8 protein-coding genes are annotated in these 12,577 nt (G+C 63.0%); 5 read left to right on the top strand and 3 right to left on the bottom strand.

Going from position 1 to position 12,577, the window contains the following annotated elements; translation table 11 throughout:
• Window positions 1-185: 185 nt before the first annotated feature.
• Window positions 186-2,666, bottom strand: coding sequence for an ATP-dependent helicase HrpB (gene hrpB / locus DDE77_RS13420; RefSeq protein ID WP_108397986.1), 2,481 nt, complete (start codon window positions 2,664-2,666; stop codon window positions 186-188).
• Window positions 2,667-2,874: 208 nt separating this feature from the next.
• Here hrpB and DDE77_RS13415 point away from each other — a divergent pair, with 208 nt between their 5' ends.
• Window positions 2,875-3,738 carry an aldose 1-epimerase family protein gene (locus DDE77_RS13415; protein WP_108397985.1) on the top strand — a complete coding sequence of 288 codons (864 nt, stop codon included), beginning with the start codon at window positions 2,875-2,877 and terminating at the stop codon, window positions 3,736-3,738.
• A gap of 97 nt (window positions 3,739-3,835) precedes the next feature.
• Here DDE77_RS13415 and DDE77_RS13410 read toward each other — a convergent pair whose 3' ends face one another.
• Window positions 3,836-5,347 (bottom strand): helicase HerA domain-containing protein, encoded by a 1,512-nt coding sequence (locus DDE77_RS13410; protein WP_108397984.1) that lies wholly within the window; start codon window positions 5,345-5,347, stop codon window positions 3,836-3,838.
• Window positions 5,348-5,666: 319 nt separating this feature from the next.
• Window positions 5,667-6,947 carry a Gfo/Idh/MocA family protein gene (locus tag DDE77_RS13405; RefSeq protein WP_108397983.1) on the bottom strand — a complete coding sequence of 427 codons (1,281 nt, stop codon included), beginning with the start codon at window positions 6,945-6,947 and terminating at the stop codon, window positions 5,667-5,669.
• A 286-nt stretch (window positions 6,948-7,233) separates the two neighbouring features.
• Here DDE77_RS13405 and DDE77_RS13400 point away from each other — a divergent pair, with 286 nt between their 5' ends.
• The 4 genes from DDE77_RS13400 to DDE77_RS13385 all read left to right on the top strand — a co-directional run bounded on the left by DDE77_RS13400 (window position 7,234) and on the right by DDE77_RS13385 (window position 12,509).
• The gene (locus DDE77_RS13400; protein WP_108397982.1) at window positions 7,234-7,908 is read left to right on the top strand and encodes a GntR family transcriptional regulator; all 675 of its coding nucleotides are present in this window, start codon (window positions 7,234-7,236) and stop codon (window positions 7,906-7,908) included.
• A gap of 91 nt (window positions 7,909-7,999) precedes the next feature.
• The gene (locus DDE77_RS13395; RefSeq protein ID WP_108397981.1) at window positions 8,000-8,974 is read left to right on the top strand and encodes an aldo/keto reductase; all 975 of its coding nucleotides are present in this window, start codon (window positions 8,000-8,002) and stop codon (window positions 8,972-8,974) included.
• Window positions 8,975-9,201: 227 nt separating this feature from the next.
• Window positions 9,202-12,111 (top strand): insulinase family protein, encoded by a 2,910-nt coding sequence (locus DDE77_RS13390; RefSeq protein WP_108397980.1) that lies wholly within the window; start codon window positions 9,202-9,204, stop codon window positions 12,109-12,111.
• A gap of 122 nt (window positions 12,112-12,233) precedes the next feature.
• On the top strand, window positions 12,234-12,509 hold the full coding sequence (locus DDE77_RS13385) for a GIY-YIG nuclease family protein (RefSeq protein ID WP_108397979.1): 276 nt from the start codon (window positions 12,234-12,236) through the stop codon (window positions 12,507-12,509).
• Window positions 12,510-12,577: the final 68 nt, after the last annotated feature.

Here is a 12,577-nt window from a genome sequence, read left to right as displayed (position 1 = left end):
CCTCGGGGTTCCGGAGCTTTTTTCTGCGGCACGCCTCCTGGTTCGACAGGCTCACCATGAGGGCTACTTGGAGGACGGAGTTGCCCATCGTCATTGCCCGGCTTGTCCGGACAATCCACCAGCAGGGGGTTTGCCAGACGTGGATCACCCGGACAAGCTGGGTGATGACGAATAACAGCGGAACGCTATGTTCCTCGCGGCTTGGCCCGTGCGGTTGCCGCCGCATTGATGGGATCGTCGGGCCAGAAATGGCGGGGGTATCGGCCTTTGAGGTCCTTGGCGACGTCTTTCCAGGAGCCGCGCCAGAAGCCGGGGAGATCGCGCGTGGTCTGGATGGGGCGGTGCGCGGGGGAGAGGAGGACAAGGAGCAGCGGGATCTTGCCGTTTGCAACTGATGGGTGGCGGTCGAGGCCGAAGAGTTCCTGGACGCGGATGTGCAGTTCCGGGCCGTTTGGGCCGTCATAGTCGATGGGGAGGTGGCTGCCGGATGGGGCGGCGAAGTGGCTGGGGAGGAGCCGGTCGATGTCTTGCCGCTGCGACCAAGGCAGGAGCGTATCGAGCGCATTGCCGAGGTGAGCGGCTGATATGGCGGCGAGACGCGTTTCGCCGTGGAGGTGTGGCGCGAGCCAGGCCGGGTCGGCGGCAAGGGCTGTGTCGGAAAGGTCGGGCCACGGCTCGCCCAGGGTTTGGTGGAGGAAGCTGGCGCGGGCGCGCAGGGCTTTTTGCTCCTTGGTCCAGGGTAGGTTCTCGATGCGGCGCAGGGCGGCTTGCGCAAGGAGATCGGCGGCCTGGTCCCAATCGGTAACCGGGATGGGTTCATCGGAGAGGCGCAAGGCGCCGTACTGGCGCGTGCGGCGGGCGCGGACGCTGGCAGAAGCTGTGTTGAAGCTCAGGGTTTCGGTTTGCGAAATGCGGTCAGCGAAGAGCTGCTCGATCTCGTCGCGGGTGAGCGACGCAGCGCCGCGTATGCGGCTGGTGGCGGCGGCGCCGGTCATGTCCGTGACGACGAGGAACGGTTGGCGCGCGAGAGGATCGGTTTCCTCGAGGCTGGCTTGGCGGCCATTGCTGAGGCGGAAGCGGCCGGGGGCGCCGGTGGATTGGGCGACGCGATCGGGGTAGGCGTGGGCGAGGTGCCAGCCGGAGGAGTTGTTTAAGGGAGGTGTAGAGCCCTCGGGTTGAACCCGAGGGTGACGAGCTGTGGGTGGGGTGTCGGCCAGTCTCGTCCAACGTTTTGCCAGTGCTCTCCCGTCTTCGGCGCGTTTGGAGCGGTCGGTGCGGAAGCGGTCAAGGCGGTGGGCGAGGTCTGTGCTGTCGCCGCCCAGGCCGCGTTCGCCAATGAGTACGGCGAGTTCGGCGGCGGTGTGCCGGTCCTCGCCTGCGGCAATAATCATGTGAGCCAAGCGCGGATGGAGCGGCAGGCGGGCGAGAGCCTTGCCCTCCTTTGTGAGGTGGCCAGCCTTGTCGAGGGCGTCAAGCGACTGGAGCAGGGCCCGTGCTTCGGTCCAGGCGGGGGTAGGTGGGGGATCAAGGAAGGTGAGAGCCTTCGGATCGGAGACGCCCCAGGCCGCCAGATCGAGAACGAAACCTGCGAGGTCGGCGGCCAGGATTTCGGGAGTGTCAAAGGGCTCGAGGGCGGCGGTTTGCCCTTCGTTCCAGAGGCGGACGGCGATGCCGGGGCTGGTGCGGCCGGCGCGGCCGCGCCGCTGGTCAGCGCCGGCGCGGGAGACGCGGCGGGTTTGCAGGGTCGTGAGGCCGGTGTTGGGTTCGTAGACGGGAACACGGCGGAAGCCTGAGTCCACGACGATGCGGATGCCTTCGATGGTGAGGGAGGTTTCGGCGATGGAGGTGGCAAGGACAATCTTGCGGCGACCGGCTTCGGCTGGGCGAATGGCGCGGTCCTGCTCGGCTGGGGTAAGTTGGCCGTAAAGCGGAGCGACATCGGTGTTGGCGGGCACGCGGCTGGCGAGGCGTTCGGCGACGCGCCCTATTTCGCCTTGGCCGGGGAGGAAGACGAGGGCGGAGCCGTCGTGCTCGCGCAAGGCTTGAAGGACCGCCGAGGTGACCTGGTCTTCCAGACGCGCGAGGGGATCTGGTTCCCGGTAGAGGGTTTCGACGGGAAATGTGCGCCCCAGGCTTTCAACAACAGGGGCGACGTTGAGAAGCTTGGCAATGCGCGCGCCATCGATGGTGGCGGACATGACGAGGATGCGCAGATCGGGGCGCAGGGCCGTGGCGTCGAGCGTGAGCGCAAGGCCGAGATCGCCATCGAGGCTGCGTTCGTGGAACTCGTCGAACAGGACGGCAGCGACGCCGGTGAGTTCGGGATCGTCGAGCAGCATGCGGGTGAAAACGCCTTCGGTGACGATTTCCACACGGGTTCGGGCGGAGATTTTGCTGTCCATGCGGACGCGATAGCCGATGGTCTGGCCGACCTCTTCGCCAAGGAGACGCGCCATCTGTGCGGCAGCCGCGCGGGCGGCAAGGCGGCGCGGTTCGAGCATGATGATGCGTTGGTTGTTGCGCCAGGGCGCGTCCAGGAGGGCGAGAGGGACGCGCGTGGTCTTGCCGGCGCCCGGCGGGGCAACGAGGACGGCCGTAGGGTTTTCGTTGAGCGCAGAGAGGAGCGCGGGCAGGGCGTCATCGATGGGCAGGGGTGGCAGGGGCATGGGTGGGTTTTGGGGGATTGAGGCGCTGCCGGCAAGAGGGGCGGGTGTTACAGGGGGCTCGATACACCTAGCGGCTGTGGACAGATCTCGAGATGGATCCCGGGTCGAGCCCGGGATGACATCGCGTTCTTTGTGAGATGGTGCGAGGCACAAGGTTTTCGAAAAGGCTATTCGCGCGTTAGGGTGCAGGAACTGTCGGGAGTCAAGAATGAGCAATGTCCGGATCGAGAACGAGCATTTGAGTGTCGAGATCGTGCCCATGGGGGCCGAGATGCAGAGCTTGCGGACGCGTGATGGGGCTGACTGGCTGTGGAATGGGGATCCACAGTTTTGGACGGGACGGGCGCCGGTGCTGTTTCCCATGGTGGGGCGGGCGCCGGAGGATCACATCAGCGTCGATGGGCAGCGCTTTGCGATGAGCCAGCATGGTTTTGCGCGGCGCAACGAATTTACCTTGATCGAGAGCGGGGCGGATTATGCCCGGTTCGAGCTGCGCGCCAACGAGACGACGCACCAGGTTTATCCGTTTGAGTTCAGCCTTGTTGTCGAGCATCGGCTCGAGGGTCGTGGGGTGCGGACTACAGCTGTCGTGAGCAATCTGGATCAAAGGCCGATGCCATATGGGATCGGGTTTCATCCGGCGTTTTTGTGGCCGCTGCCGGGATGCACGGGGGAAAAGCATTCTGTGCGGCTCGATAATGGCGGAGAGCCATTGTTGGCGCAGCTGGCGGACGGGCTCGTGAAGCGCGAGAAAATGGCTTCGCCCTTCACCAAGGGCGAGCTGGCGCTGCATGATGATCTGTTCAAGGCCGATGCGATGATTTTCCCCGAGGGTGCGGGGACGGGTCTGCGCTATGGGGCAGACAGCAAGGCCATCCATTTCAGCTGGGAGAATTTGCCGAACTTTGCCCTTTGGTCAAAGCCGGGGGCGCAATTTGTGTGCCTGGAGCCCTGGCACGGCACGGCGGCTATGGTGGGGGGCAGTGATGCACTGGAGGAGCGGCCGTTTGTGGAGGTGCTGGAGCCGGGTGGGCGGCGGCGGTATGGGTTCAGTGTGGAGCTTGAGGGGTAGGGCGGCGCCACGCCCCTCGGGTCGAGCCCGAGGGCAGGCTCTGGTGGTTCAACAGGCTTACCATGAGGCTAGTTTGAAGCTGGGATGAAGGCGCGGCTCACTCGGCAGCGTCGCGTCCTTCAACCAAGGCATCAGGGCCGTTGGGATCGCCCGCGGCGGTTTCGGCTCCAAGGTCCGGGAAGGCGACGACGCGGTTGTTGCGGAAGTCGAGGCGCACGACAAGCAGGCCCCGTTCTTCGAACCAGGTCAGAAGGCGGCGGGCGCGGCTGGCGGAATGGGTGCCGTAGAGGCGTGCGAGGGTCGCGTCGGAGGGGCATGGGGCGCCGGTAAGTGCGGCTTGCGCGAGGACGAGGAACACACCCTGGACGTCGTCGGTCAGGGTTTCGGAGAGGCTGAGCGCCTGCTGCCAGCCATCGGATTGCTTGATCTCTTCATCGGGTGCGACGCGGGCAACGGCGAGCTTGCGCTTGAACAGCGGCAGGGCCGGCGGCTCGCCAGGGACGCGACGGATGCGGCAGCGGACCAAGAAATCCTGGTAAAGCACGGCGACGGTGCGGAAGCTGGCGTCGGGATCGCCCAGGAGCTCGACCATGATGGCGTCGATCTCTCGTTCCCGTTCGGCCTCGTCGATCTCGGGGAACAAGGTTTGCGGCACCGGCTCGGCCTCGGGGCGGGAGCGCGACAGTTGAGCCAGCAATTCATTGGTGGAGGGCGGTGGTGGCGGCGGCGTACGACGCACGACGGGGCGCGTTGCCTCCTCGGGGTCGGCAGTAAAGATCAGCTCGGCTGCATCCACCGGCGCTTCAGGCAGGGGCGTGAGCTTGGGGCTGGTGGAGCGGGCGGAGGTTTCAACCGCGCCGATGGTGACCGGCAGGGGGCGGCGGGAAATAGCGGGCCCGAGGGCGACGAAATGGCCACGGGCAAGGTCGCGGAACTGCTCGGCCTGCCGCTTTTCCATGCCAAGGAGATCGGCGGCGCGGGCCATGTCGATGTCGAGGAATGTGCGGCCCATCAGGAAGTTGGAGGCTTCGGCGGCCACGTTTTTGGCGAGCTTGGCCAGACGCTGGGTGGCGATGACACCAGCCAGGCCACGCTTGCGGCCGCGGCACATGAGGTTGGTCATGGCGCCAAGGGAAAGCTTGCGTGCTTCGTCGGAGACTTCGCCGGCGGCTGAGGGGGCAAAAAGCTGGGCTTCGTCGACCACGACAAGGACGGGGTACCAGAAGTCGCGGTCAGCATCGAACATGCCACCGAGGAAGGCTGCAGCGGCGCGCATCTGCTGCTCGACATCGAGTCCTTCGAGATTAAGCACGACCGAGACGCGGTGCTGGCGAACACGGCCGGCAATGCGGGTGAGTTCGGCTTCGGTGCGCGTGGCGTCGATCACCTGATGGCCGAAGCGCTCGGACAGTGTCGTGAAATCGCCTTCGGGATCAATGATGCATTGCTGCACCCAGGGAGCGGATTGCTCAAGGAGGCGGCGGAGGAGGTGGGACTTGCCGGAGCCTGAATTGCCCTGCACCAGGAGGCGCGTGGCCAGCAGCTCCTCGAGATCGAGCGTTGCGGGCGTGTGGCCCGTACTCACGCCCATGTCGATTGCTACTTTCATCGTGTCTCCGGATCGGTGTGCCGCTGCTTGAGGGGGCACACACACTTCATGCAGGGGCAGTGTCTAGCACGAAGTGGCGGCGATTGGAGTCCGGTGTGGGTTGTCTTGCACAGATGAGCGCGGGGGCACTGCAGTTGCTGCCAACGCGGTGTCACCAAGGGCTCGACCCGGGTCCATCCTGAGATCTCGGGATGGATCCCGGCTCAAGGCCGGGATGACATCGGGGGTGGGGAGGGGTTTGTGGTCCAACACCGGACCAAGTACCCCCATTTTGATCCTCCCCCTGGCAGGGGGAGGGGCCGACTGAGGGTTTGTGCGCCTAGAACTTCACCAAGGTGCCGACGTTGACCGGCAGACCGGTGTTGAAGGACTGGTTGGCGGCGATGCCGGTGAGGATCGAGAGGGCGCCGTCGCGGTGATTGGCGCCGTAGCCGGGTTTCGGCGTGGCGTTGCCGAAGATTTCCTCGAGCATGATCTTGTCGCCGCCGCCATGGCCGCCTTCGCCCTGCTTAACGGGAACTACGCGCGCTTCGCCATGAAGCGGGAAGTGATAGAGGTTGATGCCTTCAGCGGCGCCCTCGGCAGTCGAGGCGGAGCCGGCGTTGATGTAGGAGGTCTCGCGCACCATCAGTTCGAGGCGTCCGCCCGTGCCATTGATGGCGACGTTGAAGCCTTCCCAGGGGGCATAGGCATGGAGCGAATAGGTCATCACCGCCTTGTTGCGGTAACGAACCATGACGTTCATGGTGTCTTCGATGGAGATCCCGTCGCCAAAGACGTTCTGGTCGCGCTGGTAGCCGTCCTCTTTTTCGGCGTCCCAATAGAGCCCCTTCTGGACGGGGTTGGACGTAAGGTCGATGGCGAACTTGTCGTCCTTGGCGGCTTCGACGCCCGTGGTGCGGGTATAGGGGGTAAAGACCCCCCGTTCTTCGGCATTGGCGCGCCCATAGAACTTCAAATCGCCCATGGCAAAGACGGTGTCTGGCTGGGAGCCGAGCCAGAAATTGACAAGGTCGAAATGGTGGGTGGATTTGTGGACCATCAGGCCACCGGAATTGCGCTTGTCGCGGTGCCAGCGGCGGAAGTAATCGGCGCCATGGCGGGTATCGAGCAGCCATTCGAAATGCACGGAGGTGGGCGTGCCGATGGCGCCGGAGGCGACGAGTTCGCGCAGGGCGGAGTTGTGCGGGGCATAGCGATAATTGAAGGTGACGCGCACATCGCGGCCGGTACGCTGCACCGCGTCCAGGATTTCCTGGCACTTTTCGGCGTCGGTCGTCATCGGCTTTTCGGTGATGACGTCGCAACCAGCTTCCATGGCCGCAATGATGTAGCGGTGGTGCGTGCGATCGATCGAGGTGACGATGACGGTGTCGGGTTTTTCCTTGCGGATCATCTCGGCAAAATCGGCCGCCTTGTAGGTGGGCAGGGTTTTGTCGCCCAATTCACCTGCGATGACGCGGTTGGTGTAATCCATACGGGTCTGGTTGGTGTCGCACAGGGCGACCAGCCGGGAATGTTCACGATGTGGGCCCAGAATGGCCTCATAGAACATTCGTGCACGACCCCCGGTCCCCACGAGCGCGTAGGTCTTGGCCATTCATTCTTCTCCCAAGTCGATAAATCCTGCGCCAGAGGGTGGCGCTTGCAAGGCATCTACCATACAAGATTAGGCGAGGTCACTATTGTTTCGGTGCTTTTGATCGGCAGGCACTGACGTAGATGATAAGTATGTCCGGATCGTCACCCTTGGGATTGACCCAAGGGCGTTGTACTTCGGGAGGGCTTGAAGTGTAGAGCCCTCGGGTTAAACCCGAGGGTGACGATTGGTGAGTGTGGAGTGCTCGCGGGCAGGTTACGTCGCGAAGGCTGATGATGGAGATGCTATGACCGACGTGCTCGACATTCCCGAGGAGACCATGGCGTGGCGCGTTGTGGGGACACTGCGTGACGAGATCGTCAGCATGGCGCTCAAGCCCGGCGACGTAATCTCCGAGAGCGATATTGCGGCGCGCTATGGGGTGTCGCGGCAGCCGGTGCGCGAGGCCTTTATCCGGCTGGCGCAGCAGGGATTGCTGTTGATCCGGCCCAAGCGGGCGACGGTGGTCAAGAAGATCTCGCCCGAAGGGGTGCGCCAGTCGCGGTTTATTCGCGAATCGATCGAGGTTGAGATCGTGCGACGCGTGGCGAGCAAGGGCGGGCCTGAGGCTGATGCCGTGCTGGGGGAGTTGATCGAAGACCAGGAGCGCGCATCGGCGGCCAAGGACAGCCGGCAGTTTCACCAGCTCGATGAATTGTTTCACCGCACGCTCGCGCGGCTAGCGGGGGTGGAATATGCGTGGCAGCTGATCGATGACCACAAAATGCAGCTTGATCGGGTGCGATATCTGACGCTGGGCGTGTCCTCGGCGCAGGTCGCGATCGGGGAGCACAAGGCCATTGTGGATCGGGTGGTGGCGGGCGATGTGCCCGGTGCGGAAGCGGCCATGCGGGCGCATCTTGGCCGGGCAGAAATCTTGTTGACGCAGACGATCAACGACTTTCCCGATTATTTCGAATAATTCAGCGGCCAAGCGGTGCACCGTTTGCAAGGGTGCGCCGTTAGAGCTTCTGATGCCGTTGCAACGGTCACTATTTCTGCGGGGAACAACTATGAAAACGCGCCGCTTGGGCAAGACAGGCTACCAGGTTTCCGAAATCGGACTGGGATGCTGGCAATTGGGCGAGGCGTTCGGGCCGGTGAACGACCAGACCGCGGACGACATCCTCAAAGCCGCTGTGGATACGGGCGTCAATTTCTGGGACACGGCCGACGTTTATGGCAACGGGCAAAGCGAGCGGCGCATCGGGGCGCATGCCAAGCCAGCCGATGTACGGATCGCCACCAAGCTGGGGCGCTCGGGCGCCTTGTTCCCGGACAAATACACCAAGGACGGTGTTCGCGAGAGCCTGCGCGGGTCAGCGGAACGGCTGGGCGTTCAAACCCTTGATCTGGCGCAGCTTCACTGCGTGCCAACGGATGTTTTGCGCGATGGCGCGATCTTTGGCTGGATGGACGAGCTCAAGGCCGAAGGGCTGGTGAAGCATTGGGGCGCAAGCGTCGAGACCATCGAGGAAGGCATGATCTGCCTTGAACAGCCGGGCTGCGCGACGCTGCAGATCATCTTCAATTTGTTCCGGCAGGATGCGGCCAAGGAATTGCTGCCCAAGGCGGCGGAAAAGGATGTCGGCATCATCGTGCGGCTGCCATTGGCGAGTGGCCTCTTGAGCGGCAAATACGACAAGAACACCCGGTTCGATCCGAGCGATCACCGCAATTTCAACCGGGATGGACAGGCCTTTTCGGTAGGCGAGACGTTTTCGGGCATTCCGTTCGGGCGGGGCGTGGAACTAGTGGCCGAGCTCAAGGGCTTATCGCCCGAGGCCATGCCGATGAGCCAGTTTGCTCTGCGCTGGATTTTGGATCATCCGGAGGTGTCGACCATCATTGCTGGCGTGAGCAAGCCGGAGCAATTGACTAACAATGTCGCGGCCAGCGAGCAGAAGAGCCTGTTCCCGGCGCTGATGGGACGGCTTACGGAATGGTATGAGAAGCACGTGAAGCCCGAAATCCGGGGCGGCGTTTAGGCTTGAATATATCAGTCGACACCCTCCCCCGTGTGGGGAGGGATCAAGGCTGGGGGTAAGCTAGCCCTGATGTCGGGGCTCTCATCCCCCCACCCCAGCCCTCCCCGCAAGGGGGAGGGTGGACCTCTGGCTGTTGCCGGAAATTGTGCCACCCCTCTGGCCCCTAGCGCATCGAAGGTCGCGTGCCTAGATTGGTACACAACACGAATTCCTTCCCGAGTATCCCCATGACCTATCACGACGCCTTTGAGTTGATCCGCGACGAGCATATTGCGGAGGCCAATTCGCAGGCGCTGCTGTTCCGGCACAAAAAGACCGGGGCGGAGGTGCTGAGCCTCGTTAATGACGACGAGAACAAGGTGTTCGGGATCACCTTCAAGACGCCGCCCGATGATTCAACCGGTGTGGCGCATATCCTTGAGCATTCGGTGCTGTGCGGGTCGCGGAAATACCCGGTCAAGAAGCCGTTTGTGGAGCTGATCAAGGGATCGCTCAACACCTTCCTCAATGCCATGACCTTTCCGGACAAGACGGCCTATCCGGTGGCGTCGCAGAACCTCAAGGACTTCTACAATCTGGTGGATGTCTACCTCGATGCGGTGTTTTTTCCGCTGATCACGGAGAACACATTCCGGCAGGAGGGCTGGCATTACGAGCTCGAGAACGTCGAAGCGCCGCTGGTCTACAAGGGCGTGGTGTTCAACGAGATGAAGGGCGTGTTTTCGTCGCCCGACGCCGTGATGCGCGACCTGTCGCAGCGCTCGCTTTATCCCGACGTGACCTATGGCAAATCCTCGGGGGGTGATCCGAAGGCCATTCCGGATCTCACCTATGCGCAGTTCAAGCGCTTCCACGAAAAGTTCTATCATCCTTCCAATACGCGGGCGTTTTTCTCGGGCGATGATGACGCCGGCGAGCGCTTGGCGATCCTGGATGCTTATTTCTCGCAGTTCGAAGCGGTGGCCGTGGATGCCGAAGTGCAGCTGCAGCCGCGCTTCAATGCGCCGCGCAAGATTGTCGCGACCTATGCCGGCACCAAGGAGAAGGGCAAGCCGCGCGATGGCATGGTGCAGCTCAACTGGATGCTTGATCCGCCGGCTGACCGTACGGAGGCGCTGAGCCACGGCATGCTGAGCTATCTGCTGGCGGGCAATCCGGCAGCGCCGTTGCGCAAGGCCTTGACGGAGTCGGGGCTGGGCGAAGGCATGACGGGCGGCGGCATCGGCGCGGGCCTGCGCCAGCCAATGGCGAGCTTTGGCATGAAGGGGATCGATGCGGCCAATGCCGAGAAGGTCGAGGCGTTGATCCTCCAAACGCTGGAGGAGATTGCCAAGACGGGGTTTGCTGCCGACCAACTGGAAGCTGCGGCCAATACGTTCGAGTTCTCCCTGCGCGAAAACAATACAGGCTCGTTTCCGCGCGGCATGAGCTACATGTTCAATGCGCTGGGGACGTGGCTGCACGGCGGCGATCCGCTGGCGCCGCTCCAATTCGAGGGCGCGCTGACGGCGCTCAAGGAGAAGGCTGCGAGCGGCCATTTCGAAGGCGAAATCCGGCGGCTGTTCTTGGACAATATGCACCGCACCAGTGTGGTGCTGAGCGCAGATCCCGAGCAGGGTGCGCGCGAGGCGGCGCGGGAAGCTGAAATCCTCGCCGAGGTGCGCCAGAAGCTGGATGATGCGGCGCTGCAGCAAACTGTTGCCGAGACGGAGCGGCTCAAGGCGTTGCAGGAGGCGGTGGATGATCCGGCTGACTTGGCTAAGATTCCGACGCTGACGCTTGCCGATCTGCCGCGGGAAATCCGCAAGGTGCCGATGGAGCTCGGCAGCTTAGGGGATGTGCGGCTGTTCTATCATGATCTGCCGACGCTCGGGATATTGTACCTCGACTTCGGCTTTGACCTGCATGTCCTCGACAAGGAACTGCTGCCCTACCTGCCGCTGTTCGGGCGAGCGCTGCTGCAGACGGGGACCAGCAAGGAAGATTTCGTTTCCCTGACCCAGCGCATTGGGCGGACGACCGGAGGCATCGCGCAGCATCGTGGATTGTCCTCGCGACAGGGGCATGACGGGAGCGCGGCGTGGTTTTTCCTGTCAGGCAAGGCCGTGCCCGACAAGTTCGGCGCCATGCTCGATATCATGGGCGATGTGCTGCTCGATGCGCGGCTCGATAATCGCGAGCGCTTCCGCCAGATGGCGCTGGAAGAAAAGGCCGGGTTCGAGGCACGGCTGGTGCCTGCGGGCAATTCCATCGTGGATACTCGGCTCAAGTCCGGGCTGACTGAAGCCAGCTGGATTGCCGAGCAACTGGGTGGGGTCAGCTATCTGCAGTTTCTGCGCGAGTTGGTGGAGCGGGTGGACAATGACTGGGCCGCTGTAGAGGCGGCCCTGCGGCGCATCCGCGATACGCTGTTCAATCGCGGACGGATGGTGATCAATGTCACGGCCGATGGATCGCTCTGGGAGCGGGCGCGGCCAGAACTCGAATCCTTTCTAGGCCGCTTGCCGGATGGCGACTATCCGATTGCCGACTGGAGCATCGACTACCGGCCTCGCTCGGAAGGGCTGATCATTCCGGCGCAGGTGAATTATGTGGGCAAGGGGGCAAACCTCCGTGCGCTCGGGTTCGAGCTGAGCGGGGCGGCCAATGTCGCCATCAAGTTCCTCAACACGACCTATCTCTGGGACAAGGTGCGGGTGCAGGGTGGAGCCTATGGCGGCTCGTCGCGGTTCGACCTGACGAGCGGGAATTTCTCGTTCCTGTCCTATCGCGATCCCAATCTGCTCAAGACGATCGAGGCCTATGACGGGGCCAGCAAGGCGCTTCATGCGCCCATCGGGGAGAACGACCTGACGCGCTCCATTATCGGCGTGATCGGGGATGTGGATGGGTATGAGTTCCCCGATGCCAAGGGCTATTCGTCCATGTGGCGCTACCTGACGGGCACAACCGACGAGATCCGGCAGCAGCGGCGGGACGAAATCCTGGGTACCACGCAGGCGGACTTCAAGCGGCTGGCCGAGGCGGTGGACGCGATCAGCCGGCAGGGGCATGTGGTGGTGCTGGGGGGCGAAGCGGCGATCACATCAGCGAATGAGAAGCGGCCGGGCTTGCTGGAGGTGACGCGGGTGATGTGAGGGGAGGAAGATGGATTACCCGGACGAGCCGGGTAATGACGATGGAGGAGAGATAGGGGACGCTTCTACAACCGTCATCACCGGGCTTGTCCCGGTGATCCATCCCTAGGCATACTGGATGCATGAAGGGCTATGTCTATATCCTCGCGTCCAAGAAGAACGGCACGCTCTATACTGGGGTGACGTCTCACCCCTCGCGGCGGTTGTTTGAGCACCAGCATGAGTTAACGCCTGGGTTTACTTCGCGGTATGGCGTGAAGACGCTGGTGTGGGTGGAGCAGCACGATCTGGTTGTGGATGCGATACGGCGCGAGAAGGCGATCAAGAAGTATCCACGGCAGTGGAAGATCAATCTGATTGAAGCTGTTAATCCGGAGTGGGCGGATTTGAGTTCGTAGATGCTTGACGCGCAGTAGTGGATTACCCGGACAAGCGGGGTAATGACGGTGGGGTGATGCATTGACCT

It is taken from the genome of Devosia submarina, assembly GCF_003056345.1.
Lineage (GTDB): Bacteria > Pseudomonadota > Alphaproteobacteria > Rhizobiales > Devosiaceae > Devosia > Devosia submarina.
The sequence above is the reverse complement of the archived record's forward strand: the minus strand, read 5'-3'. Positions and strand labels throughout refer to the sequence as shown.

Coding starts and splice junctions, on each gene's coding strand:
- DDE77_RS13410 (WP_108397984.1), bottom strand. CDS start 5,347: ATGAAAGTAGCAATCGACATGGGCGTGAGTACGGGCCACACGCCCGCA.
- DDE77_RS13405 (WP_108397983.1), bottom strand. CDS start 6,947: ATGGCCAAGACCTACGCGCTCGTGGGGACCGGGGGTCGTGCACGAATG.
- DDE77_RS13415 (WP_108397985.1), top strand. CDS start 2,875: ATGAGCAATGTCCGGATCGAGAACGAGCATTTGAGTGTCGAGATCGTG.
- hrpB (WP_108397986.1), bottom strand. CDS start 2,666: ATGCCCCTGCCACCCCTGCCCATCGATGACGCCCTGCCCGCGCTCCTC.
- DDE77_RS13400 (WP_108397982.1), top strand. CDS start 7,234: ATGACCGACGTGCTCGACATTCCCGAGGAGACCATGGCGTGGCGCGTT.
- DDE77_RS13385 (WP_108397979.1), top strand. CDS start 12,234: ATGAAGGGCTATGTCTATATCCTCGCGTCCAAGAAGAACGGCACGCTC.
- DDE77_RS13395 (WP_108397981.1), top strand. CDS start 8,000: ATGAAAACGCGCCGCTTGGGCAAGACAGGCTACCAGGTTTCCGAAATC.
- DDE77_RS13390 (WP_108397980.1), top strand. CDS start 9,202: ATGACCTATCACGACGCCTTTGAGTTGATCCGCGACGAGCATATTGCG.